16 protein-coding genes are annotated in these 26,339 nt (G+C 59.5%); 5 read left to right on the plus strand and 11 right to left on the minus strand.

Annotated features, from left to right (window positions below; translation table 11 throughout):
- Window positions 1-355: VIT domain-containing protein (locus NYO99_RS11730; RefSeq protein ID WP_268167389.1), on the minus strand; the 355-nt coding region annotated here is incomplete at its 3' end.
- Window positions 356-405: 50 nt separating this feature from the next.
- Complete coding sequence (locus tag NYO99_RS11735; protein WP_268167390.1) at window positions 406-801, minus strand: MerR family transcriptional regulator; 396 nt, start codon at window positions 799-801, stop codon at window positions 406-408.
- Window positions 802-1,238: 437 nt separating this feature from the next.
- Between NYO99_RS11735 and NYO99_RS11740 the strand changes: the two genes are divergently transcribed.
- From NYO99_RS11740 to NYO99_RS11755, 4 genes are all read left to right on the plus strand, one after another.
- On the plus strand, window positions 1,239-2,447 hold the full coding sequence (locus tag NYO99_RS11740; RefSeq protein WP_268167391.1) for a hypothetical protein: 1,209 nt from the start codon (window positions 1,239-1,241) through the stop codon (window positions 2,445-2,447).
- Window positions 2,448-3,097: 650 nt separating this feature from the next.
- Window positions 3,098-3,679: a hypothetical protein gene (locus NYO99_RS11745; RefSeq protein ID WP_268167392.1), complete on the plus strand. Its 582-nt coding sequence runs from the start codon at window positions 3,098-3,100 to the stop codon at window positions 3,677-3,679.
- Between the two features lie 85 nt (window positions 3,680-3,764).
- Window positions 3,765-5,153 carry a DUF2130 domain-containing protein gene (locus NYO99_RS11750; RefSeq protein ID WP_268167393.1) on the plus strand — a complete coding sequence of 463 codons (1,389 nt, stop codon included), beginning with the start codon at window positions 3,765-3,767 and terminating at the stop codon, window positions 5,151-5,153.
- Window positions 5,154-5,266: 113 nt separating this feature from the next.
- On the plus strand, window positions 5,267-5,680 hold the full coding sequence (locus tag NYO99_RS11755; protein ID WP_268167394.1) for a hypothetical protein: 414 nt from the start codon (window positions 5,267-5,269) through the stop codon (window positions 5,678-5,680).
- A 371-nt stretch (window positions 5,681-6,051) separates the two neighbouring features.
- Here the strand turns inward: NYO99_RS11755 and NYO99_RS11760 are convergent, their stop codons facing one another.
- The 5 genes from NYO99_RS11760 to NYO99_RS11780 all read right to left on the minus strand — a co-directional run bounded on the left by NYO99_RS11760 (window position 6,052) and on the right by NYO99_RS11780 (window position 12,961).
- A complete protein-coding gene (locus NYO99_RS11760; protein WP_268167395.1) occupies window positions 6,052-7,407 on the minus strand; it encodes a VWA domain-containing protein in 1,356 nt (451 codons plus the stop codon).
- Window positions 7,408-7,544: 137 nt separating this feature from the next.
- Window positions 7,545-9,287 (minus strand): AAA family ATPase, encoded by a 1,743-nt coding sequence (locus NYO99_RS11765; RefSeq protein ID WP_268167396.1) that lies wholly within the window; start codon window positions 9,285-9,287, stop codon window positions 7,545-7,547.
- An 807-nt stretch (window positions 9,288-10,094) separates the two neighbouring features.
- Complete coding sequence (locus NYO99_RS11770) at window positions 10,095-10,715, minus strand: hypothetical protein (RefSeq protein ID WP_268167397.1); 621 nt, start codon at window positions 10,713-10,715, stop codon at window positions 10,095-10,097.
- 368 nt (window positions 10,716-11,083) lie between these two features.
- Window positions 11,084-11,842, minus strand: a complete 759-nt coding sequence (locus tag NYO99_RS11775) for an Lcl C-terminal domain-containing protein (protein ID WP_268167398.1) — start codon at window positions 11,840-11,842, stop codon at window positions 11,084-11,086.
- A 348-nt stretch (window positions 11,843-12,190) separates the two neighbouring features.
- On the minus strand, window positions 12,191-12,961 hold the full coding sequence (locus NYO99_RS11780; RefSeq protein WP_268167399.1) for a S1/P1 nuclease: 771 nt from the start codon (window positions 12,959-12,961) through the stop codon (window positions 12,191-12,193).
- Between the two features lie 469 nt (window positions 12,962-13,430).
- Here NYO99_RS11780 and NYO99_RS11785 point away from each other — a divergent pair, with 469 nt between their 5' ends.
- A complete protein-coding gene (locus NYO99_RS11785) occupies window positions 13,431-19,685 on the plus strand; it encodes a DUF4011 domain-containing protein (RefSeq protein ID WP_268167400.1) in 6,255 nt (2,084 codons plus the stop codon).
- A gap of 434 nt (window positions 19,686-20,119) precedes the next feature.
- Here NYO99_RS11785 and NYO99_RS11790 read toward each other — a convergent pair whose 3' ends face one another.
- From NYO99_RS11790 to NYO99_RS11805, 4 genes are all read right to left on the minus strand, one after another.
- Window positions 20,120-20,887 carry an HNH endonuclease gene (locus NYO99_RS11790; protein WP_268167401.1) on the minus strand — a complete coding sequence of 256 codons (768 nt, stop codon included), beginning with the start codon at window positions 20,885-20,887 and terminating at the stop codon, window positions 20,120-20,122.
- Window positions 20,888-21,103: 216 nt separating this feature from the next.
- Entirely contained in the window at window positions 21,104-21,679 is a 576-nt protein-coding gene (locus NYO99_RS11795; protein ID WP_268167402.1) for a hypothetical protein, read from the minus strand.
- Between the two features lie 714 nt (window positions 21,680-22,393).
- Window positions 22,394-23,164 carry a S1/P1 nuclease gene (locus tag NYO99_RS11800; protein ID WP_268167403.1) on the minus strand — a complete coding sequence of 257 codons (771 nt, stop codon included), beginning with the start codon at window positions 23,162-23,164 and terminating at the stop codon, window positions 22,394-22,396.
- Window positions 23,165-23,226: 62 nt separating this feature from the next.
- Entirely contained in the window at window positions 23,227-26,337 is a 3,111-nt protein-coding gene (locus NYO99_RS11805) for an error-prone DNA polymerase (protein ID WP_268167404.1), read from the minus strand.
- Between the last annotated feature and the right edge of the window lie 2 nt (window positions 26,338-26,339).

Below are 26,339 nucleotides of genomic sequence, written 5' to 3' on the forward strand. Positions count from 1 at the left end.
TGCCGATGTTGGCGGTGTGGAGCCCATCTCCAAGCGCTTCCAGCATCACAGGTGCGTCGCCATCGCTGAGGGCCTGTTCATATTGCTGCTCGGCCTGGTGCTTGCGGACAACCTGGCCTTGCAAACGGCTGCCGTTCAGTTCGGAAGCAAACCCCAGCAAGACGGCTTGACTTGGCAGCGGGAAGGTGTAGACGACCTCCAGGTTGCTGTCTGACGTGTTGCGGTAGGTCTGGCGAACTGTCATCTCAAACAGCACGCCATCCAACATGCCCTGGGCTTGAACGCCGCAAAGAACTGGCACAGGCGCGTTGTTGTCGATGCTGCTCAGAAGGAATGCTGAGTGTTCTGTGTTCATGTTTTTCTCCCTGTTGATTGATCGAAGGGCATCGCCCCGGGCAGGCGTGATCAGCGGTCGCGAACCTGGTGATACAGCTTGCCCACGCCCTGAAGGAGCGCACGGAGTTGCTCTGGCGAGAGTCCCGCACGCCCTGGTTCAACATGCAGCTCAAGCCCATCGACGAGCGTCATGCGGCTCCAGACTTCGACAGTGCCTGGCTCGGTGGATCGGCGAGGCGGATCTTCTGGGGCACCTTGGGCAAGCGCGCGGATGCGGTCAAGGCTGTACCCCGCTTCACTCCAGCGTCGGATCTGCAGCAACTGGTCGAGATGGCGTTGCACGTAGTGCGCGCCCCGCTTCTCACCAACGGGTCGATCCAGCAGGCCTTGGGCGATATAGAAGCGGATCGTGCGCGGGCTGACGCCCGCCAGGCTGGCCAGAGCGTCAATGGACAAGCGCTCCAAGGCGCCGTCTGTGGGGGGCTGATGCATGATCGAACTATGCAGCAGTTATTTGCGCCACGCAACTGTCTTAAATGGCGGCCTCAACGCTCACGCGAAGGCAATCAACGGAATCGGTTGGCGCGTAAGCCATCGCTCTCAGACTACCGAGCCCCTGGCTCATGGAATGAGCTACGTCGAACGAACAGAGCGGCATTGCTGCTACACAGCCGCCCTCGCGGAACTCGGCGGCCAGAGCAACCAACTCAAGGCACTAGCAGTGGCTCACCTTTTGAGCTACTCCGCGCGTACGCTGCCTTCAGATCGATGGCACATCACAACCTAGATTCCGTTGTGTAGCCCGATGCACAACAAGACGCGACTGCTGGGCTGGTTGGCCCTCCAAAGAGAAGTGCGCTTTCAAGATGAGCCGTAGACCAGGCGGACACAAGCTTGGAGGAATGCAGCTTGTTCGCATCGCACATACAACGCTTGCAACACATCTGATCGGCTGTTATATTGCTCATATGAATGCAAAGACAGACCTTCAAGAGAGCACTGAGGCGCACGCAGCCGAGTCCGCCCTCCAACCGGCCGATCGGAACCAACTCCGCTCGGACATCGTTACCGTCCTGTGGGCTCAGGCTCACATCCTTGACCGCATCGTTGGCAGAGATCACCGCCAGTACTCGCTTCGCGAGGGTCTAAGGACCACCCTCTTCGACGCCGTGGCAGGTCGACCGCTTGGAACGTCAGCGGCTTCGAATCCGCAGAAGTCAGCGAGCGACGCTGGCGTCGAGTGGTCGGATGTTGCACACACGCACGTCGCGCAGACCTTGGAAGCGCTTTACGAGTTTGCGTACCACGGGACGTTCGATCCGTGCCTGTATCCCCATGAACTGGGTGATGAGAGCCATGCATGGTGGCTCGGGATGTACCTCAGGGATCTCGCATCGTCGAGTTCATTGCTGTGGCAAGCGGAGTACAGCGGCCTGTCCGAGGTCCAAGCCGCGCGGCGTTTGCTTCAGACAGTCGAGATCGCGAACGCGCGGCACCTGCTGGAAGGTGCGACGGAAACGTTCCTAGAAGAGTCCGACCCCGGCTTCCTGACCATTCGAGAGTTGGCGCTGGTGTCAGGGTTCAAGGAAGAAAGCCTGCGTGCCTTGGCCAATCCCAAGCGAAAAAACCCGCTCCCTACACAAAGCGTCAAGGGAACAACAGTGGTCGCTGTTGAAGATGCTCGTACCTGGCTGAAGGCAAAGGGGCGCTACCAGCCCATCAAAGCCAAGTGCAACGCTAACGGCATCCTCAACCTCGCTGCAGCCAAGTTCGACACCATTGAGGAACTCTGTTTTGCGCTGTCTGAGCATGTAAGGGCCCTGGGCACTCATGAGCCGGAAGCTCAAGCGACGCTGCAGGCATTGAAGACTAGATTCCCCAAGGCACTCTGGCTGGTAGAGGGCCCCAATGCCTCGATGGCAAGGACTGGTCTGGACCTCACCGCAGCCGACCTGGAGGACGAGTCCCGGATACGCGACCTTGCCACCATCCTCAACTTCAACCCCAACCTGTTGATGCTGAAGGCGGATGAGGCGCGGCTGCGCGGGCAACTGTCAGCCGTGGAGTCGCAGATCAAGTCGACAGCAGCGCTAGAACGTACACGCGATTAAGCCGAGTCATAGCCAATTTCAAGCAGGGGCATGCAGTTGCCCATCTGGATAGCAAATAGGCCACGAACCGATCCACCAGTACCTGGGAGGCAACGATGCCCAAACTTAAAGTTCTTCAACTTGCAGGTTCGCAATATGAGTTCGACGTTGAGGACCATGCGCAGCAAACCCATTCGAACCACCGCGAGCGCGTGCGCCGCCTCCCGGCCGGAAGGTCAAAGGCGACTGCCTCGAGCACACCGAATCCCACGCGGCAGAACTCATCACCAGCAAGCCAAGTACTGAGTGCGGCACTCACCACTCCTGACTTGAGTTGTCACGCAAGGACCCGTCTTCAACAGCGTGGCATCACGATCGAGCAAGTGGTCACTGTGATGGACCTCGGCCGCGAACAACACTCGTACGGCGCAACTCGATTTTTCCTTGATCGCAAATCCAGAGATCGACTGGCAGTCGAGATGCCTCACGCGCTCCGAAACCTGTCGAGCCTCAACATCCTCGTTGTGTTGGGGAACAACGGACATCTCATCACTGCAGCCCACCGGACCAGACGAACTCGAAATCACTGAGCAGGCCTGCATGGACGCCAGCAGCCAGGCCCACCCTCTTCATGCCGATCAAACGTCCAGCCAACGAGCTACACCTATCTGATGCACCTCCCCAGCCTCATTCCCGCCGCTGCGTCCGTCGCCGAGCGCTACATCACCTTGAAGCGAGCGCAGCCCTCCCGAACCTATGACTACGCGAAGCGCGGCATGTTCGGCTTGCCGGTCTTTGAGACTGAACTGCACGCGCCCAAGTGCAAGAGTGGCGAATCCTGGATCTACTTCGCGGTTGCCGAAGGGGCAAATCCCATGGCACTACAAGCACGCGAGCGCCTGTACGTGGGAGCCCAGACCCAGGATCGCATGTTCCGAGGCGATGGCATGCGCGGCGAGAACTTTCACCACGCACAAATGCGTGCTGGCAATGGAAGTGACACGCCGCACGCCTTCCTGCTCAGCGGCAAGTCGATCGTGATCTACCGATCGGCTTCACAGCGACTGGCCTCAGCAGTCAACGCAGATCCAGCGCTTGCCCGCCTGCGGACGCTCACTGAACAGCCACGAACCGCTAGACAGCACCTGGGCTGGTGGTACGAGCAGTACGTACTGCTGTCAGAACCAGGCCAATGGCGTTGGAACACGGCCCCTGCTGACTCTACCTTGGCTAGCCTGCTTGGCCGCCAATAGCCAGGTCAAGCTGCGCCGCCTGAGCCGACTGCCGACAAGAACAGTCCGCCCATCCGCCTCAACCAACCAAAGGGAGTCAATCAAGATGAACGAGATCATTTGCCCGCACTGCAGTAAAGCCTTCAAAGTTGATGAGGCGGGTTACGCCAACATCTTGAAGCAGGTCCGCGACAAGGAGTTCGAGGCTCAACTGCACGATCGTTTGGCCCAGGCAGAAGTAGAGAAGAAGTCGACCGTTGCTCTCGCAGAAGCACGACTTCAAGCGCAGTTTCAACAGCAAGTAGCGACCAGGGACGTGGAACTACATGAACTCAAAGCCAAGCTCGATGCCGTTGAACTACAACGCACGCTCGCGATCAGGGAGGCCACCAGTGATCTGGAAAGGCAGCGTGACGCACTGACCGCGGCGCTCACCGAAGAGAAACGTCATGCCGAGACTGCCCTGCAACTGGCTGAGGCAAGGAAACTTCATGAGCTTCAGGCGGCAGCAGCCATCAAGGACGCAGAGATTCAAAGCCTCCGTGCCAAGCTGGACAACGTTGAAGTGACCAAGACGCTCGCACTCTCAGAAGCAGTGGGCACCGTGGAGAAGGAGCGAGAGGCCCTCAAAGCCGAGTTGGCGCGCGCAGCCCTGGAGAAGTCACTCGCCGAGACCTCCCTCAAGGAGAAGTACGAGACACAGATCAAGGAGCGAGACGACGCCATAGAAAGGCTGCGCGACTTGAAGGCAAAGCTGTCGACCAAGATGCTGGGTGAGACCTTGGAGCAGCACTGCGAGACGGAATTCAACCGGCTGCGTGCGACAGCATTTCAGACTGCCTACTTCGAGAAGGACAACGACGCCCGTAGCGGCAGCAAGGGTGACTACATCTTTAGGGAATCCGACGCCTCGGGCACCGAGATCGTGTCGATCATGTTCGAGATGAAGAACGAGGCCGATCGCACCGCGACAAAGGGACGCAACGAGGACTTCCTGAAGGAACTCGACAAAGACCGCACGGAAAAGGGGTGCGAGTACGCGGTTCTGGTGTCACTGCTGGAGCCGGAGAGCGAGCTTTACAACACTGGCATCGTCGACATGTCGCACCGGCACCCCAAGATGTACGTGGTGCGCCCGCAGTTCTTCATTCCCATCATTACGCTGTTACGCAATGCGGCGATGAACTCCTTGAAGTTCAAGACCGAGCTTGCGCTGGTTAAGGCCCAGAACATCGACATCACCAATTTCGAATCCGAGCTGGACGCGTTCAAGACGGCCTTCGCAAAGAACTACGACCTCGCGTCGAGACGCTTTCAGTTGGCTATCGATGAGATCGACAAGTCCATTGATCACCTGCAGAAGACCAAGGAGGCCCTCCTTGGAACGGATCGAAACCTTCGACTTGCAAATGACAAGGCCCAGGACGTGACGATCAAGCGACTGACCAAGGGCAATCCCACCATGGCCGCGAAGTTCGCCGAGGTCAAGAAGTAGTGGGCTTGGAGTTACTACCACGATCAGTTCGGCCAGCATGGAGATCGGTATGGTTGCGTTGAGCGGCAAGACAGAACCAGCGCTGATACACCAGTAACAACTCAAGAGCAGCAATGAAACTCCTCACAGACATCGCCATTGAGCACGTTTACCACGGCAAGGGTGCATCCGCGCCAACTAAGTACGTGATGCACCCCTTCGAGAACTCGACGGGTGATGGCAAGGGCAGGTATGAAGTGATTCGAGACTTGGCGGGTGATGGCAAAGCCAAAAAGCGGTCTGCCCACCTGACCAAAGCGGAGCTATCCGAGTTGTATGCGCGTGGATTGCACGATCAGTTCGGCATTCGCCTACGCCTTCGGCCCGCCGGCCAGGACTATCCCGCTGCGCCACCTGGCAAGCGAGTGTCGAGTCGGCATATCACTCCAGGATCCGACTTCGAAAAACAGGTTCGCATATTCGACACAAAAAGACCCGTTTCCGCTGGCTTACGCGAGCAGTTGTTTCGTCTATCGGTGGGTATTTAGTTCTTCGACACCTGACGCGGTCTAGAGAGACCGCCTCCTGTTGACGCTCGCCGAAAACTGACCCGCAAAACGGGGTCATGCTCGCGCAAAACTAACCCACGCAAACCAACTGACCTGCTCGACGGATGAGCAGGGGAAGCAGGAGTGATCAGTTCTGCACGAGCGCCCCCGGGTCAGTTCGCTGCAAGCCTCAACACGCAGTGCTTACGTGCATGCGCGCCGACCCCGACGCGGCCGCGATTTTGCCGGGGTAAGTGGATGCACGGGCTACTTCTTTGCGGCAGATCATCCGCTGCCATCTTCCTTGTGATGGCTGAGGTGCTTCATTTGTCCCGCCACAAGTCCGAGAGTTTTCGTGATCTGAAGCCGCTTCACTGAATGGAACTTCTCGCCACTCCTTTTTGAAAGCCCACCAACTCTGAAATTTGGTTGCTGTGGGGGTCATAAATCCACTCTTGATCGAACAGCGAGCGCACATCCTGGGCATGGAATCCCCGATTAATTACTAACGAGTGGAATCTGTTTCCATGGAGGCGCTGTGCTTCAATGGCCTCACAGATCTGGGAGGGCAGATGAGCCATGACAAAATCAGAAATCATGAGCAAATCGGCCTTTGCATATTGCTCGCTCTGCATAGTATCTAACGCATGGCCAAGGGCTGGAGCACCATCTGTACCGCCATGGAATGACATCTGCAAAAATCGCATCAATGACTCTATTCCATTTTCAAGACCGAGGTTCAACGTCTCGATGTTGGTCGAAAAATTGATTAGGTAGCAATTCCGCTTCTGTGTCCGTGCTTTGGTTGCCATGTACAGTGCAACCGCTTTGGCTATCGTCTCTGGCATGCCGGACATAGACCCACTGGTGTCCATACAAATCACCAGGGGCCCTAATTTGTCAGTTTCGCTGGTGCGTTGATTTTTCACGCAGTCGTGATGTTCGCCGACCAATTGCAAGCCGCGCGTATCAAAGCACATCAAACGTGACTCTACGTACTTCATGTCAAACAGAACGGAAGTGTCAGAGTCGGCCAGTAGTGCCAGTTCGCTCGGCAAAGCGCGCTCCAGATCCCTACCGAGACGTACCCCAATGATCTCTTCCCGTGAATTCGGATCAGGCCGCCATACCTCATGGATATGAACCGTGTTCACTTGCTCGACCCGCTCCGATAGTTCCATCTGACGGAGTTTCCCCAGCAAATCGCACAAGGCCTTCACGCCGGTGTCGTTGGCAAGGTACTGCGCCCAGCGCTTGAACTGACTAATGTCTTGAGGTGAAAGCTGCCCTTGGGACAGGTCTATCAGGATTCCTGGCTCGAGTCCCATCGCTTCGAGATGTTGCGCCAGTGTGTCTATTAACTTGAGTAGAGTCTCCAATTCATGGCGCAGAGCATCGCGACGCCTAGCAATTTCTTGAATCTCCCACTCACTGATGGCCCTGTCCAGTGTTTCACGCCACTGAATACCAAGCAGTCCGGCCGCGCTTTCTATATGTGGGCGTGTCTTTCCTTTGTGTGTCTTATTGCTTTCTTGCTCTGACGTCTCATCGCTAAACTGTTTGCGCCAAAAGTCTTTATCAAAAGGTTTCCCCCTCGAATGGCACAACTCGCCGAAACATTGGACGGCGTTACGCCATTCGTCTTCTGCAAGTGCCCCATGTTCAACCCTGGCTACAAAGTCTTCCCAGGCTTGCTCATGCGGCCCAAACGGGTTATGCGCGGCCACCTCGATATGTGTACGTTTGGCCCACTCTTCACAGCGGGACCTTACGTGCTCTGCAGCGACCTGGGGCCACAACGGGAACCTGGATCGCAAGTCATTCAATAGGGCAATAGTGGCCGCCTTGGCAGCGCTCTCTGGTATCACTGACACAAGCTCAGAAGCCGATCACAGTCCAGCACTCGAAGATTGAGACGTTCGACTTGCTCCTGCACGCTTCGGTAGGCGACCGCTGTCTTAATTTCAGGAACGAAGTTGGATGCCATCGATAGGCGGTAGGCGTCGACCCGCTCGTAAGCTTGGTTTCGGACCTTTTCCAGCTCATTCTTTAGCTCGATCACTTGTTGGGTCAATGCCTTAACGAGTCGCTTGTTGACTCCTGATCTCTTATCCCCTTTGTGGAATAGAACACTTGGGGTTACTTTGAAAACGCGGCGGCGGCGATTCCAATCTTCAATTGTAATTTCGCACACGCCTTGACTGTCGAATTTACATGAAACTTCTTTCAGGATATTTCCCTGAAGGGTGAGCGCCTTGAAAGCACCCGAAGATTTCAGCTCTTTGGATGGAATTAGAATTGATTTAATCCTACCGTGCTCATAGCTCTCAAAGCCTTCAAACTCAACTTGAAAGTAGTTTTCTCCATCATGCTCAACCGTTTCGTACAGGTCTTCTGAATAATAGAGTTCTTGATGAACTTCCTTGTCGAGGGCATCTTTGGCACGATCAAGCGCTGCGAGGTCGGCTTCGCCTTCGAAACCCGATTGCTGAATGGCCGTGGTTACGATCTCAGCAATAGCCTCCCGATTCTCGTTCGTTGTCCACAGGCAATGCTGCAACAACAATGCATCGCTGTGATTCGTTTCGCTCCGACCATTAAAGAATGCCGCCGCCTTCATCAGCACGGCCGCCCTTTGCCAGCGCCGATCAGACACGTAAACCTTTAGTGTTTCGTGCTGAGCATGTAGGGCGCTACGGATAAGGTGGATGATGGTACGTGTCTCATTGGAAAGTCGTACGGACCCCTGAATATCTCTGCGCCAACAATCCCATTCGGCCGATTTAACAACCAGTTCGGGTGGCACCGCTACGTGGGCTTCAGTCGGCGGACTGTCAAGTAAGTTGTTGAAGTGGTCCGATTGCGTAATCGGTGGCACCATTAATCGGACGATAAAGCGGTCATACAACGCGTCGAGGCCCTGGTTTTCGTCCGGCGTTTCGTTCGACGCAGCGATCAATGCTTTTAGCGGGGCTTCCTCGATCTGATCGCCGTTGCGAAATCGTCGCTCGTTGATGAGCGTGAGCAATGCATTCAGAATCGCTGGACTGGACTTCCAAATTTCATCTAGAAACGCGAACTCGGCCTTGGGCAAGTAGCCCTCGGATTTGCGTACGTACCTATCTTCTTTCAACTCTTTGATCGACACCGGGCCAAACACCTCTTCGGGTGTGCTGAACCGGTTCATCAGGCATTCGAAATAGGAGGGCTTCTCGAAACCGCAGGCAATACGTCTCGAAATTAGACTCTTTGCAGTACCTGGAGGCCCGTAAAGGAAGGTGTTCTGCCCACTCAGCGCCCCCAGAAAGGACACGGCAACAACCTCCTCGCGCTCATGCATCCCTGCAGCCAGGAGGCGAATCAACTCCTGAATTCGTTTTTTTAGTACCATTTTAATTCCCTGAAAATCTCGACCGGCACGCCCTGCCTCTCTTCTAATACAGCATGGATGTTCAATGCCAAAACCTGCAGAATAGAGGGCCAGCGTGACAGACACATCGACTTTACCGCATGTCTCGAAGATCCCATTTTTGGGTTTCTGAGGCTGATATTGACTTTCAGCGATTGGTCGAGCCAATTCATAGCATTTTTTGAATCGTGTCGCCACAAACCAGTCATTTCCCGATGCCCGCAACTGCGCGACAGCCGACTCAGAAAGCTGACCAGACGACCGGTTGAATCCGCCGCTGATTGCAGTAATTCACCGGCGACTGCTTTGCGACTGCCCAGCTGTGGGCCACGAGGCCGACTACATCGACAACGCGCTGGCCAGGACGCCACCGTCTGGCCTGAACCAATTGGCCTTCGCGGAACCCGGGGCGGTTAAAGCTTCCAGGCAGCGGCGCTGCGCGGTTCGAAGCCCGTGCGTTAGAACCGACCTGACGCAAGGGCCACCATTGCGACTGTCGCTGAGACGAAATGTTTTCACGGCGGCTGAGTGTTGGCTGCTGGACTGACGAAATTTTGCCCAGATCACCCTTAGGGCGTCTTCCCCATCCTCGCGGCCCAAGCGGACCAGTTACGGGAAGCGCTGCGGGAAACTTTCTACCCAGAAGCGGGAAACTTGAAAAGAACGACCCTGATCTGCAGCCCGGCAGCAGGAGTGGCCTGCCGGCTCAGCGCTGCACCACTGAACGGTGCTTACAACCGCATCGGAAAAGGGGCGACGCTTGGCTTCCGCCCTGCCTCAATCTCTACGCCTTGTTTGCGGTAGTCGTTAGCAACGCACGCTTAACGAAGCGGCCGTATGGGAGCACCAAGCCAGTCGAAGCTCCCGCCCTGCTTCCCCGGTTCGATGCTTCACCGCGAGTGGCAGCGTTGCGCCCAAACCTGACTCTCAGCAAATGAGCCGCAACCTAAGTTCACGCGAAAGACTGGGTCAAACTGGTAGGCCTTGAAAACAGGTCTAAATTATTCAGGTCGATCGTGCGCGCAACTTGACCGCCCCGATCACACTTAGGCCCATGAACATGAATGCATAGCTCGCCGGCTCTGACACAGGAGAAGCCGCTTCATAGACATATGTCAATACAGTTTCCGAAGAAATTGAATGTGCGCCAGTTTTGGTACCGCTTTCAAAATAGTACCAAGCACCTCCTGTTCCCTTTCCGGAACTCTGTACTCCTGTGTAATACTGGTAGTTCGTGAGTCTCGTTAGAGCTGGTTCGTCTGAATACGTATGCGTGAACGTTTGGGAGAAATCGTTTGAGCCCGGCGCAATTGTGTAGGAGCTATAAAACTGATACCGACTTGGATCCCATCCAGTGAAGAACGCTTCTCGGATATCTAGCGCATCCGCGCTGTTCTCACGCGTGCCTGATATTGTTTCGACTACTGAAATTGAAGTCAACTTTCCAAGCGATGAATCAAACGGGGCGTATCCCAGATAATTCCACCGCAGCGCAGAGACATTTCCATAGTAATCCCATACATTTACAGACCAATTTGACTTAAATGTTTGGGTAATTGTGACTGCGCTTGCGTTGAATGCCAAAAAGAGCGCCGAGATCATTGGCACAACAAGTCGAATATGCATGGATCCTCCCTTTGATTCGATTGCCTTCGCCAAGGCTGATAACCTGCTTTTTAAGTATAGATCGATCGAGAGCGAAGGCGATTTGTTTCTTGGCCACTTCGAATTTCAGCAATGGGCACCTTGCTGACGACGGCCTGCCGATCCGCATCTCGGAGGCAGGTCAGTGCCCAAAGCCGAAATTGACCCGAGATACAGAGCTACCGTGCCTGCCGCTTGCGACAGGCTTGACGGGCTTCGTGATTCACCCCTAGCAGGCTTTCATCGGATCACACTCAATGCCAAAAGCGGTCGCGTGGCATAGCTTGTCGCCGCAGCAGCATCGCACCGCCTGCGCTTTGACACGTTTCGTCGCCGTCATTTCCTACAAATCATTTCAGACGATCGGCACCGGGAATGGTTTGGGCACTACGGAAGAGCACTAGGCAAAGCATGCCTGCAATGAACGATGCCAAAGTTGTGGGCTCTGGGATTGGGGCGACATCACCATTGCGAACTGCAACGGCATGAAGGTCGAGAGACTTCAGGGAATGCCCTTGTTCCCCGTAGGTGTTCCAGAAGCGAAAAGCCCTCGAGGGATCTACAGCGTACAAAGCATCAATCCAGTAGAAGCTACCAGTGGCCATGTTCTCGAACGGACGGTTATCCGAGTTGGATGCGTAGACCTCGGGCGAGAATGCAGCGTGCCCTAAGGTGACGTAGTAAAGATGACCAATCTCGCTTGCATCTCCCCAACCTTGACCTGGGCGTGAGTAGCCAATGTCCGTTGAACCGTCTGTCGAAAAGCGATAGTCGAAGGCAAGACCGTTAACCGGCCTGATGCCGGGTAGCCGCCAGTCCGAGAATCCACCAAAGGTAAGGGATTCCGCCCAATGCTTTGCCTCGATCCAGTCCATCCCGCCATTGGCATTGGCACCGGCGAACTTGCTGGTTTTCGCCAGATTCCAGTCTTTCAGCCATGTGATGTCCAAAACGGTGTCATAGAACGCGTCGGTGATCCCGTCTTGATTCAGGTCCCTGCCTTGCAGCGTTGCTTCCCATGTGCCAGGCGAAGCTATCGCATTCTGACCCAGGCCCCCGATCAGCAAAGCGGCGGCGCCGACGATGCGTGAACCAGCGAGCAGTTTCATTGTTCCTCCCTTTGTTTTATGAAGTCACATGGTAGGGGAGTTAACGTGACGATCGCCTACAGCCCCCAGGGTTCGGGGGGCGCCGCTTGGTTCACCGGGGATGGTGCAATCTGTAACTCGGCCAACTCGCTGCGAGCCCCTCGGCGACATCGGGCAGTGCGCCCCGCCTCGACGGATGGCAGATCCCGCTGCAGTGCCGTCTGCCGATGTCCAACTTAGACTTCGGCTGTGGGCACATTGCGACCAGACGGACGCCGGTCGCGACCGTCAGCATCCGCTGCCATGCTGTCCTTACCACCCATCGCGAAAGGTACCGGCAGGGCAGCAAAGACGTCGCCGCCCGATCTATCAAAGCGTCTTCGTCAGCAACACCGCCAATCGCGCGGCCGCCGCGCTCAGCCGTTCGGCAAGGACGGGCCGCCACCGCTCGAAGTAGCTGTCCGGAACCATCCGTTCCTCGGGATAGAAGTCGGGCGCAGCGGCTACCCGGCAAGCTTCCGACGCCCAATCACTGGGTTTGCCAACCGCCTGAGGCGCTGCAGCGGTCGTCACCGCCGCCCGGAGCTGCTCTTCACCGCCTGGCCAGTTGAGGATGACGCCGCCGTCCCACAAGCTGTGCAGGTTGGTGCCGCGGTTGAAGGCTCGCAGCTGGAACAGGTTGCCGCCCTTGTCGTCGGCAAATCCTGCGTGCAGCGGCTGATGGACATCACCGACGAGGTGCACGACCCACTTCAAGGCCGTCAGCCGTTCCTCAGCCGGCTGGACGCTGGCGAGCACGGCCAGGTTGCGCTCCAGCGCCTCGACGACACATTTGCCCTCAGGGCAGTCCCGCGCCTGCTCGTAGGTGCAGTCACCCCCTCGCGCGAAGTTCACGTAGTGCCATGCCGCCGTGCTGGGCGAACGGGTCTCATCCGCCCATGTCGCGATCGACACCAGCGTCGCCCCCGGCTCCAGCTTCAGGAGTCCCTGCACCTTGGCTCTGGTGGCGGCCGACAGCTTGGCTTCCGCCAGTTCAGCGATCAGGCGATGTCCGTTGGCGCCCCAGGCGTTCGCCTGGTCTGGCAGAGAAACCAGGGCAGCAATCCCGGCAGCCATCAAGACACGGATGGCAGAGTTCATCGACATTTATTCAAGCACTGTTGAGAAGATCCGCTTCGTACGCGATGGCTCCGCAGCGTCATCCGAAGCGATGCGTAGTCGAAGGCCACTTCCTCGCCTTAAGGCGCCTGCGGCAACTCCAGGTATTCCTCATGCACCGGCGCATCCCTGAGCAAGGTCGGCGTGCTCCTGAGGAACTGACGCTGTCCATAGGCGACGCCGCTGTCGGCAAGCATTGAAATTGGTCGGACGCTCTTGCCCAAGGCGTTCGAGGCGGTCCATGTCTGGGGGTGGCAGGCCCCTGAATGGAAGCCGGCGCTGCGACTTAACTAGCAAAGGTCGTCAGTCTCCCGGTCTGACTCGTTTCGGGCTGGATACGTCATAGCAACGCATTGTGTGGAGGCCCTCACCGGACCTTGCTACTCTCGTGCCTCTTGAGGCCGTACTAACAACTCAAAGACACGTCGGCGGACGCTGTGGTGGAGGGAATATGGGCGAGGGTAATCCCTATAAATCAGAAGATGCCAGCAAGCTTGCTGGCGAACTTTTCAACGGCAAGCTTTCGGTAGCCCAGGCGCTGGAGCGGTTGCGCACGAGGCTCCTCGACCTGACTATGCGCAATCGCCTGCTGAACTATCGGCACCCAAAGGCGCTCTCCGTTCAGTTCACAGACGATCCTGACCTCAGCGTTTTGTTTGAGCGGCTGGTGGAGGGCAAGTCAGTCCCGCTGGCTTACGTGCCGGACCCGCCTCACGAGCGGTACGACAACGGCAGGAAGCCTGACGTGCGCGTCTACGCCCGTGAAGTCGGTATCGGCACATCGGTAGACATTGGGCCTTCCGCGGCTAGCACTGCCTACAAGCGCGTTGGCGGACTGCAGGTGCTTCAGTACCCGGTCGAACTGGAAAAGCTCGCTCGCAAGATTTCATCCGAAGCGCGCACGGTCGTCGAAGAGACCGGAACGAACATGCTGTACCTCATGTTCGGCTTCCTCGAGTACTTCGACCGCGAGGACTCGGAGAAGCCGGTTCACGCACCTCTGCTTTCTGTGCCGGTGAACCTCGTCCGAGGCCGTATTGACCCGGAGTCGCGCACCTATCTCTACGAGTTGCAGCACTCGGGTGAAGATGTTGCTGAAAACTTCACCCTTCGCGAGAAGTTCCGCCAGCAGTTTCGTCTCGAGCTGCCGATGCTGGAGGAAGACGACTCACCGGAAACCTACTTCGCGAAGATCACAGCTGCGGTCTCCAAGCGTGCAAAGTGGAGCGTGAAGCGGCGGCTTTCACTGGGGTTCCTGTCCTTCGGCAAGCTCGCTATCTGGGCGGACCTGGATCCGGAGAAGTCAGCAAACCTTCTGGAGAGCGAGCTGCTGCGCAGCATCTTTGAGGGTGCGCGAGCAAGCCCTACCGATGCGTTTCATGCCGAGGATTACGTCATCGATGAGCATCCCGATGGCGAGCTGCCTCTCATCTACGACGCTGATTCATCCCAGCACAGCGCCATCATTGACGTCAAACACGGCAAGAGCCTTGTCATCAACGGCCCACCGGGGACCGGAAAGTCGCAGACCATCACGAACATCATCGCCACCGCTATGGCGGCAGGCAAGAAAGTCCTGTTCGTATCTGAGAAGCTGGCTGCCCTGGAGGTCGTGAAGCAGCGACTTGAAGCGGCTGGGCTGGGGGACTTCTGCCTCGAGCTGCACAGCCACAAGACGCAAAAGAAGCAATTGCTGGAGAGCATCCAGCAGCGGATGACACGTACGTACCGGCATCCAGCTGGGTATGAAAAGAGCCTGGAGGTGCTGCGCGAACGCCGCGGGACGTTGAACAGATACGCACAGTTACTCGGGAGCCGCATCGGGAACAAGCTCGATCTCACGGTTCACGAGCTCTTTTGGGCTGCCGAGCGGCGCAGGCGTGAGCTCGGCTCGGAAGTCGACGGTGTGTCGGGTCTCATCCTGACTCGGGCTGCTTCATGGAGTGCGGAGGTCATCGATAGGCACCGTATGACCCTCCGTGACGCTGCAGTGGCCCTTGGCGAGCTTGGGTGCTTGCCAAAGGACTGCGGTTGGCTTGGGTTCAAGCCGCGTCTGCTGGTCAAGGGCGATGAGCTCGTCATTCTGGAAGCCCTTGAAGAGGCGCTGAAGTTTGCCGGCGCGATGGAGAGGGACTCAGACGAGCTGAAGATAGTCTTCTCGAGCTCGCCCTGGAGCATGAATCAGCTGCGCAATGCGTACGAGCCAGTAAGGGCGCTTGCAGACGTAGCGCGTCCTCGGGAAGGTGAGCTCCTGGAGCGGATGTTCGACGGCGGTCTCGAAAGCTTAATTCGTGCACGCGCTGAGGTGTCCCGCTTAAGCGGTGCGCTGCTCAAGGCCCGAGCATTGGAGAAGACTGCAGACGCAGCTTTGCTGAGGCGTGACTTTGCTGACGCAGACCAGCTCCCGCAAGCGATTTCTGACGCCAATGAGGCATTGAGCTCCGAGGGGGCCAGCCGGGGCCTCAAAGAGCTTTTGGGGCTCTCATCGCAGGTCGCCGAAGCGGTTTGCGCAGCGCAATCGAGCCTCGAAGGGTTTCAAGCCATCGTTCCGAGCAATCCTGAAGTCCTACTTAGCAAGCTTCAGCAGGCCAGGGACACGCCAGCAACTGCGCCTTGGGCGACAGTCCCAGCGAGTGAGCTGGAAGGTCTGGCGGCGCAAGCTGAGGCCGTCGCCCGTGAGACCCAGGCCGGACTGGACCAGGTTCATGGTGTGCTCGGTGAAAGTCGAATCAAGTTCGATGGCCGGGTCGAGGAACTGCAGGCACTTCTGGACGGAAGGGGATTGCCGGAACTGTTGCCCGAGGCCCCCGTTGATGCAGCCACGCTCGATGAACTTCGCCGGCTATCGTCTAGTGGTTGGCAGGACTGGACCGCCGAACAGTTCACCCAGACGGCTCGAGAGATAGGGGAGTTGACGGCAAACGCTGGGGAAGCGTCAGAGGAGCTGAAGGCTTTCTTCTCTCGAATCGGGATTCCGGTCGACCTCACTCGAGCCGGGCTTGAGGCGATCGAGGCGTTACTAACGGTTTCGGTCGAGGCGCCCCAGGAGTTGTTGTCCTTCCGGGGGCCTGGGCTCGAGCGGCCCGACTTTCCTGACTTGGCGATTCGTGCCGAGGAGGCGAACAAGGCCGTGGCTGCCAAGGCATCCAAGGTTGCGGCATCGTTCCACATGGATGCTCTGCCGGACGATGAGGAACTGCAGACCCACCTGCGTGTACTCCGCCGGGGCGATGGCTTCTTCAACTTCATGAAGAAGGACTGGCGCCTGGCTAGGGCGGCCTTCCGAAGCTGCTTCAAGGGGGAGGCCAAGCTCAACGCCTCGGGGATGGCGGCACATTTCGGCTCCGTTCTTGCTTGGCGGACCGCCCAGGAAGAGTTTGTCCATAGTGAGACGTTCCGAAACGCGCTTGGGTCCCTGTTCCTTGGCGTCAAGACTGACTTCAACAAGGTCCGAAGACTGAACGGATGGTTGCGCGCTGGCACGCCAGCGTTGATGGCAACTGACCTTGCCGGCCAGGTGAATCTAAATACCGTGGCTGAAGCGCATCTCTCACTGTTGTCAAGCAACGCCCCGCGGATCCGCGTGTGGCTCTCAAGGCTTCGAGATGTTTCCAAAAGGGCAGCATTGCTGCCCGGAGTCGACCCTGCTTTGGCGCGGGCGCGTCGTATCGAGGATTTGGTCAAGCCGCTGGAGGCGTATGCACGGTCCCTGGGCGCCAGCGCCGAGCTTCTGAAGTCAACCGTGCGCCCCATTGCCTCGGTTGGTCGGGCGATTGAGCTGCTGGAGATCCGTCGTAGGCTCAATGAGCACGAAGGCGTTCTCCGTGCACTCCTGTCTGCCCCTGCTCGCCTGGCGCATGCCGGCGCCGCACTGGGTTTGTCAGGCTCGCCCTTGTCCTATTACGCGGTTGCCGAAGGCGTTCAGCACCTTGCAGGCAAGGCGTCAGTGGCATCCCAACTGGCAGGCTTTCTGAGCGCAGAGGTGGGCCAGAAAGCCAGCGTCACCTCGTCCTTGCGGTTTGTCGAATCGTTCCTGACGGTGGAGCACCTGGCGCGTGCGTTCCTGGCCAGCGATGTGGCTGAATCGATGGGCGCACATGCGTTTTTGGCCCGAAGGCTGGCCCAAGCGCGCTCAGTGGCCGCTGCAGCCCGTCTGCTGGAACCGTACTCAAGACCGTTGATTCCGCTGCGAGCAGTGGTTGAGTCGATGACAGCGTCGATGGAGTCGACAAAGGCGCTTGCCGGCATCACGGCTGACCCAAGCTTCCAGAAGTTCTTTGGTTCCTTTCTAGACGGGCTGAACACCGACGAGGCGGCTTTGGAGGCTTGCATCACCTGGGCCACAGCCGTTGCTGGTGTCGCAGAGAAGCTGCCTGCGGGCGTGGCGAACCGCCTACTCCAGCGAGATGCAGAGGACTTGATGTCAGTTCTGCTCAAGTGCGTGGTGTCAGGGAACGAGTCGTTCGGCCTTTACAAAGCCGCGATGGACGCGTTCGCCGACAAGGGAAACCTGGACTGGAAGGTCTGGGGTGGCGCTCCTTGCCCAACTGACGCGGTGACTAGGTTGAACAAAGCCATTGCTGCAGCGCCTGCGCTAATCCCATGGTCTAAGTTCCACGCAGCAAAAGACGACGCCAGTGGGGCTGGCCTCGCTGAAGTGCTGGCTCGCGCTGAGCAGGGCAGGCTGAACCCCACAGCTTTGGTCCGCGGCTTCGAGTACGTTGTCTACCGGAGCATCGCGCGTGGCATCCTGACTGAGCATAAGGAACTCGCACGCTTCGCCGGGGCCGGCCATGAGCGGCTGAGAGGAGAGTTCGCTTCGCTCGATTTAGAACTCGTCAAGCTGAACGGCGCGATGTACGCGGCCAAGGTGGACAAGGCCAAGAAGGTGGAGCGGGGTGTTGCTGGGGGCAGGGCGGGTGACCTGACGGAGATGGCCCTCCTCACGAAGGAGACAAACAAGCAGAAGCGTCACGTGCCAATCCGCCAGTTGCTGAAGCGTGCGGGAAAGTCCCTGCAGGAGCTCAAGCCGTGTTTCATGATGGGCCCGCTGTCGGTCGCCCAGTACCTGGAGCCCGGCTACCTTAAGTTCGACCTAATCGTGATGGACGAGGCATCGCAGCTAAGGCCGGAGGATGCCCTTGGCGCCATCGCGCGGGGCAGCCAGTTGGTGGTTGTCGGTGACCCCAAGCAGTTGCCGCCAACGAACTTCTTTGACCGGTTGCTGGATGCAGATGACGAAGACCCCGAGGACACACCGTCAGTTGTGGACGGTGTGGAGAGCATCTTGGGCATCTGTGAGCATCTCTACCGCCCGGTGCGCACGTTGAGGTGGCACTACCGCTCGAAGCACGAGTCGCTCATTGCGTTCTCGAACGCGCAGTTCTACGACGGACGCCTGGTCGTGTTCCCGTCGCCCTATCAGCGCAACCGCCGCCTGGGGGTGAACTACCGCTATGTCCAGAACGGCCTGTACCAGGGCCGGCGCAACGTACCTGAGGCTCAGCGAGTAGTTGATGCCGTCGTCGAGCACATGCTCTCGGCGCCCGAGGAATCGCTTGGCGTTGTCACGCTGAACCAGACTCAGCGCGAGTTGATTGAAGACCTGCTCGACCAGAAGTCGCGCGACGTGAAGGGCGTGGCCGAGTACTTGGAGCGGCACGAGAAAGCCGGCTGGAAGTTCTTTGTCAAAAACCTCGAGAACGTCCAAGGCGACGAACGGGACGTCATCTTTGTGTCCTCGACCTTCGGGAAGGCGCCCGGCGCGAAAGAGGTTGCCCAGTACTTCGGCCCCATCAACTTGCCAGATGGCTGGCGCCGCTTAAACGTGCTCTTCACCCGTGCGCGACGTCGCATCGACCTCTTCACTTCGATGCTGCCTTCGGACGTGAGGGTGGATGAGAAGGCAAGCCTTGGTCGGAGGGCTTTCCGTGAGTATCTGGAGTACGCGAAGACCGGACTCTTGCCTGGTCCGAAGCCAACAGAGACGACGCGAGACGCGGACAGTGACTTCGAGCTTGCGGTCGCAGATGCGCTCCGGGGCGCAAACTACGACGTGCAGTTGCAAGTCGGTGTAGCGGGCTACTTCATCGACCTCGGCGTTCGCCACCCGGACCGCAGCGGGGAGTACTTGGCCGGTATCGAGTGCGACGGAGTGATGTACCACTCCAGTTTGTCCGCGAGGGACCGAGACCGGATCCGCCAGGAAATTCTTGAGCTGATGGGGTGGCGTGGCCGGCTCATCCGAGTGTGGTCCACAGACTGGTTCGCCGACCCCGCGGGGCAGTTGGCTCGCTTGCAGGCATTCCTTGAGCAACGCAAGGTTGAGGACCAAGGGCAGCCTCCACCGTTCAATGATGCGGACTTCCTGCCCGAAGTCGAATTGCCTGCGGAAACCGCCGCGACGGAGAACGTAGGTAGCGATCCCTCGGATGAGGGTGGCGAGGTTGTCATCGTTGCGCCGCCCCCGAAGACGCAGATATTCGTCGAGTTGGGAGACCGGGTGACGTACGAGGTTCTTGTCCAGCCTCCAGAGCGTCACACCGTCCAACTCGTCGACAGTGCAAGCAACCTACGGCTTGGTCTCCTCAATGAGGAAACGCCGTTGGCCCGCGCTCTGCTTGGATTGGCTGAGGGCGAGCAGGCGACGCTAAAGATCGCCGACAAGCCAAGTCGTGAACTTCGGGTTGTGAAGGTCGAGAGGTAGGTCCTTTGCTCAGCGCGAGATCCATCGGCGGAAGCGGCCAGCGAAGTCATGCTGATCCGCTGAGCCGTGCCTAGGATGCTCGTATCCAACGACGGCTTGATGGATACGTACGCACTATTGACCAAGCAGCGCCGGGCCGCCCACGGCGAGTTCACAGCGCCGAGTTCAAGGCGCAGATAGTGCAGGCCTCGCAGCAGCCAAGTGTCTCGATGGCGACCCGAATGTCGCTGCACCATTATGGTCGACGGGCGCATAGGTTCTGCTTCAGAATCCCCGAGCCGCTGAATCCAACCTTGGCCGACATTCAGGCCAAAGTGGATGCTGAAGATGACGCGACTCTGTTTGCCGACGACGCGGCAAACCGATAGCGGCGACACAACCAGGGGTGCTGCGCGCCGGCAGTCCTCGTTGCAATGTAGCCTCCTCGGCGACTGCTACCCGCGAGTTACAGCAAGCCGTCGCCACTCCGCGTAATGCGCTTCCAAGCGTTGCGCGCACGGGTACTGGGCTCCGTCAGCGGGTAGCCGAAGCGGCTGACCGTTCCACGCTCCATAGTCCGCCAACAAAGACAGCGCGACACGCACCGTGTATGTCGCCGGGTCCACCGATATGAGATGAAGATCAAACAGGGTGTGGACGTCGGCGCGCAGCAGCACCCCATCCGTCACCTCGTACACAGCGTCATGCGAGTACGGCGTTACGTGAGCCGCTTCCAGCGCTGCCTCGACGGAGCAACCGGTTACTGCGCAGCGACCGTCGTAAGCACGCATCAGTCGTTGACGGAACTTCTGCTGCCCGCGTCGGGGCCTGATTTGAGCCCAAACCTTGGGGTCTACGCCCGGTGGCGCACTGTCAGCGTCCCACGTCAGCAGTGAAGTTTCAGACGACTTCTTCTTCCGCCCTCCCCTTTGCGTGGGATCGTACGGAGCAAATGCGCGCGTTCCAAGTCGGTCGAAGGCATCTCCGACGAACTGGTCGAGGGCACGGATCACTGCGAGGCCGTCGCTAACGGTGACGAAGCCGATGGCTTCAGACGGATAGTTGCCGTTATTCAACACTGTCTCACCCGTCATCCGCTGCAAGTCACGGAGAAGCTTCGTGAACTCGGGGCGCAGTTCGTCGCTGACCCTGGCCGGGTCGAAGGAGATGGCACCCAGCCCGCGCTTCTTGTCGGCCAAACGCTCCACCCAGAAGGCGAACAAGTCCTCCTTTCGCCCATCAAGCCGGAAGGTGATCCCTCGAGGCGTGCTTCCCGAGGAACCAACGCTCGTACACCTGACGCGGTTGGCGAAGTCAACAACCGGCTGCTGCAGCGCGCTCAGCAGCGCCTCCGTGCCAGCATACCGAGCGATAGCTCGCGCGCCTTCGATAAATCTATGGTTTGTGCTGATCGGCATCGTGCTTTGGAGGTCCCGCTGTCAAGGCTGCTTCGGAAGCCTGCAGACTCGCAAGCAAGCGGCTTCGTAGTGCCGAGTCCTGTCGTTGTCCAAAGGAGAGGAGAACTCCTGCACGCCGGACCTGTCAACGAGTTTGACGCCGTTGGTCTTCGCGGCGAACTCGATGCGCCGAACAACCGTGTCGGGGCGCTTCGCGTCCGCGTAGATGATGACCAAACCTTGGCGAGTGGTTCCACCCCGCTTGAGGATTCCGCGGATGCGCTTGATGTCCGCAGTGACGGCTTCCTTGTGCCGCAACTTCTTGACCTCGATGATGTGCCGTGGCTTGCCGTTCTTCCACCAGGTAACCAAGTCAAGCCTGCCCTTCCCTCGTTTCATCGGCTTACCGCGCATCTCCGCACCGGCCTCCATGAGGGTTTCGTAGACCTTCGACTCAAGCGTCACAAACAAGCCCAGCTTGTGTAGTGCTTGCGCGATCTGCCCCTGAATGAATGCCTCCGGCGCGAAGGTGAGGGGAAGTCCGCCAGTGAATTCCCAGTGCAGTTTGAATGCACGTTGAACCGCATTGACGGATGCTTTTTCGTACTTTGTGGCCATCTTTCCTCCCTGTTGTTCTTCAGTAGCGGTGCCCCGCAGTCCTCCGGCGCACCCTATCGCCAGCAGTCAACTCGCTGCTGGTCCGGGCGCGGAGGTTATGCGATGTCTGCCGTCCCGTTCTGGACGCCCTGCCTCGCCCTGATGAAAAGTGGAAAAGCGTCTGGGCGGTTTGCTGTGACCGTGGGTCCGTAGCCGCCTTAACCACGGTGTCTTGAGCACACATGAGCACAAGCAGACGTCAGCCGAGCCAAGCCGACCATGACAACCGCTCGCGCCAACTGAATGACTAGCACGACGCCTACTGGCAGTCTCTTGGCTACGACGAGAGGCCTGATGACTGGGAGGAACAGCGCAGCGCTGACCAGGAATATGACTGAGCCATAAGCCAACTTGGCCACCTCCCCGAGCCTGACACGTTGAGGCGTTCACGCCATCGGGAGAGGTGGCCCTTCCACAGAGCATGGCCCGCTGGCTCGGGCAGCGCCCAATGCTCGATGAGATCGCCTTGTGCGCGCGGCGCAGCCAGGCTTTCCTGCATCCACGCGCCCAGGACGATCCAGAGCCATGCAGCATGGGCGCTTCAGCGACCGCGTTGTTTCCTTGAGCGTGAAGTCGCGGTCCGGTGGTCAGGGACCGCAACCGCTGCAACGCTGACCTTGCCCACCCGCGGCGAAAGGCACTGACAGGGCAGCAAGTACCTTGCTGCCCTGTCCATCAAAGCGTCTTCGCCAGCAACACCGCCAGACGCGCGGCCGCCGCGTTCAGCCGTTCGGCAATGACGGGCCGCCACCGCTCGAAGTAGCTGTCCGGAACCATCCGCTCCTCGGGATAGAAGTCTGGCGCAGCAGCCACCCGGCAGGCCTCCGACGCCCACTCACTGGGCTTGCCAACCGCCTGAGGCGCTGCAGCGGTCGTCACCGCGGCCCGGAGTTGCTCTTCACCGCCTGGCCAGTTAAGGATGACGCCGCCGTCCCACAAGCTGTGCAGGTTGGTGCCGCGGTTGAAGGCTCGCAACTGGAACAGGTTGCCGCCCTTGTCGTCCGCAAATCCTGCGTGCAGCGGCTGATGGACATCACCGACGAGGTGCACGACCCACTTCAAGGCTGTTAGCCGTTCCTCAGCCGGCTGGGCGCTGGCGAGCACGGCCAGGTTGCGCTCCAGCGCCACTACGACACATTTGCCCTCAGGGCAGTCCCGCGGCTGCTCGTAGGTGCAGTCACCCCCTCGCGCGAAGTTCACGTAGTGCCACGCCGCCGTGCTGGGCGAACGGGTCTCATCCGCCCATGTCGCGATCGACACCAGCGTCGCCCCCGGCTCCAGCTTCAGGAGTTCCTGCACCTTGGCTCTGGTGGCGGCCGGCAGCTTGGCTTCCGCCAGTTCAGCGATCAGGCGATGTCCGTTGGCACCCCAGGCATGCGCCTGGTGCGGCGTGGCCACGAGCGCAGCAAATCCAGCAGCCATCAAGACACGGACGGCAGAGTTCATCGACATTTATCCAAGCACGGTTGAGAAGGTCCGCTTTGTACGCGAGCCGCTGGGTCTTGGGCTCACTTGAAGTCCCGACTCTTCGTCGGGAGTTCGCCCAGCATCGGCGTCAGATCCTCCAGGTGCTTGGCGATGATGTTGCACACCGCGCCTTGCCGCTGCCAGCGCCCCTTCACCGCCATCAGCCGCGCGCCCAGCACCACAGGCCTGAGGTGCGGCTTCTCCGCGATCACGCTGTAGACGATCAACTGGATCTCGCCTTCCTCGTCCTCCAGCGACACAAAGATCACGCCGTTGGCGGTCTCCGGTCGCTGCCGGGTGGTCACCAGGCCTACGGTCTGCACCTCGGCGCCATCTGGCACGTCCATGAGCTGCCGTGACGTCAACAGTCGGCGGTTGGGAAGCGCCTGCAGCGTGGGCCGCAGCAAGAGCAGGGGATGGCTGCGCAGCGTCATGCGAAGCGAGGCGTAGTCGAAGGTCACTTCCTCGCCCTCAGGGGCCTGCGGCAATTCCAGGTAGTCCTCATGCACCGGCGCATCCCTGAGCAAGGGCGGCGTACTCCTGAGGGCGGATGCCGTCCAGACCTGCTGGCGACGATGACCGCTCAAGCTGGCCAGCGCGTCTGCCGACGCGAGCACCGTCATCTGCTGCTGATTCAAGCCCGCACGACGGGCGAGATCCTCGGCGCTGGTGAAGAGCTGAGTCGCTCTGACCCGGCACAGCGCCTCGACCGAGGCCTGCTGCAAGCCCTTGATGATCTTCAGGCCCAGCCGCACGGCCGTGCCGCCGTCATGGGGCTCCAGCGTGCACTCCCAGTCACTGTGCAGCACGTCAGGCGGCAGGACCGTCACGCCGTTGCGCTGGGCGTCCTGCAGCAACTGGCTGGTGCTGTAAAAGCCCAGCGGCTGGGCGTTCACCATCGCCGCGAAGAACTCCATCGGGTGGTGGCACTTGAGCCAGCAGCTGGCGTAGACCAGCAGCGCAAACGACGCCGCGTGGGATTCCGGAAACCCATACTCGCTGAAGCCCTGGATCTGCTTGAAGATGGACTCCGCAAACGCTGCGTCGTAGCCCCGGGCGGCCATGCCCTTGGTGATCTTGTCGTAGTGCTTCTGCAAGCCGCCCTTGCGCTTCCAGGCCGCCATGTCACGACGCAGGCCATCGGCTTCACCCCCCGTGTAGCCGGCCGCGATCATCGCGATCTGCATGACCTGCTCCTGAAAGATCGGCACGCCCAGGGTGCGCTCAAGCGCAGGGCGGAGTTCCTCGCTGGGGATCACCACCGACTCCAGCCCCTGCCGGCGGTTCAGGTAGGGATGCACCATGCCGCCTTGGATGGGGCCGGGGCGCACGATGGCGACTTCCACCACCAGGTCGTAGAAGCAGCGCGGCTGCATACGCGGCAAGCTCGCCCGCTGGGCCCTGCTCTCGATCTGGAACACGCCGATGGTCTCGGCACGGCAGATCATGTCGTAGGTCTGCGGGTCCTCGGGCGGGATGTCCTGCATGAGGAACTCGTAGCCCTTGGTCTGGCTGACCAGGTTGAGCGTCTTGCGGATCGCCGTGAGCATGCCCAGGCCCAGCACGTCGACCTTCATGAGGCCGACTGCATCGATGTCATCCTTGTCCCACTGGATGATGGTGCGGTCCTCCATCGATGCGTTCTCCACCGGCACAAGCCGCGTGAGTGGGCCGTTGCTGAGCACGAAGCCGCCCGGGTGCTGGGACATGTGGCGCGGCATGTTGAGGATCTGACGCACCAGCGCGATGAGCTGCTGCACGCCCAGGTCCTCGACATCGATCCCGACCTCGCGCAGCCGCTGTGGATCGACCTCGTTCTCCCACCAGGGAAAGTTGTCGTTGAGCCGCTGCAAGAACTCCAGCTCGAAGCCCAAGGCCTTGCCCACGTCCTTGAGGGCACTCTTGATGCGGTACGAGATCACGACGGCGGTCAGGGCAGCACGCGCGCGGCCGTACTTCTCGTAGAGGTACTGGATCACCTCCTCGCGCCGCTCGTGCTCGAAGTCGATGTCGATGTCTGGCGGCTCATCGCGCTCCCGGCTGATGAAGCGCTCCAGAAGCGTAGACAGCCGCGCCGGGTCGACCTCAGTCACGCCGGTGGCGTAGCAGACCACCGAGTTCGCGGCCGAGCCGCGGCCCTGGCAGAGGATGTGCCGGCTGCGCGCAAACTGCACGATGTCGGCGACTGTCAGGAAGTAGTGCTCGTAGCGGAGCTCGCTGATCAGCTCCAGCTCCTTCTCGATCTGCTCGCTCACCGCAGCGGGGATGCCATCCGGCCAGCGCCGGCCGGCTCCTTCGTAGGTGATGCGGCGCAGGTGGCTCGCGGGCGTCTCGCCCTCCGGCACGACCTCGCTGGGGTAGTGGTACCGGATCTCATCCAGGCTGAAGTCGCAGCGGTCGGCCACGACCACGGTCTGGGCGATGAGGTCCGCCGGAAAGGTTCTGGCCAGGCGTCCACGCGTGCGCAGGTGGCGCTCGGCATTGATGTCCAGCGCCTTGCCGCACTCGGTCAGTGGCTTGCGCAGGCGTACGGCCGTCATGACGTCCATCAGCGCCTTGCGACCGCGGACATGCATGGTGGAGTCGCCAACTGCCACCAGCGGAATCTCGGTCTCCGCGCTCACGGCACGCAGCCGCTCCAGGCGGATCTCGTCATCACTGCGGCGCAACTGGTCCAGCCCCAGCCAGGCACGGCCGATGAAGTGGGTCAGCAGCCAGCGGCCCAGCTGCAGCAAGGCCTCGGCCTTGGCGTGGCGCTGTGGGCAGGCGATGACGACACAGTCATCCAGCACGCCGCCCAGAAGATCCTCCAGCGCCAGCCGGTAGCTGCCCTTCGCCGCAGCACGGCGCAGCTGCGAGATGAACTGGCAGAGGTTGCCGTAGCCGTTGATGTTGCAGGCCAGCACCACGAGCGTGAACGGGAATGCACAGTCGACGTCGAACTGGCTGCCCACCAGCAGCTTGATGCCCCGGGCCTTGGCCTCGACATGCGCGCGCACGATGCCCGCCACCGAGCACTCATCGGTGATTGCGATGGCGGCGTAGCCCAGTTGGTGCGCGCGCTCGACCAACTCCTGGGGCCAACTGGCCCCCTTGAGAAAGGAAAAGTTGCTGATGCAACGCAGCTCGGCGTAGGCGGGAAGCTCGGCCATCG

This window comes from Roseateles hydrophilus, from assembly GCF_026712245.1.
Lineage (GTDB): Bacteria > Pseudomonadota > Gammaproteobacteria > Burkholderiales > Burkholderiaceae_C > Pelomonas > Pelomonas hydrophilus.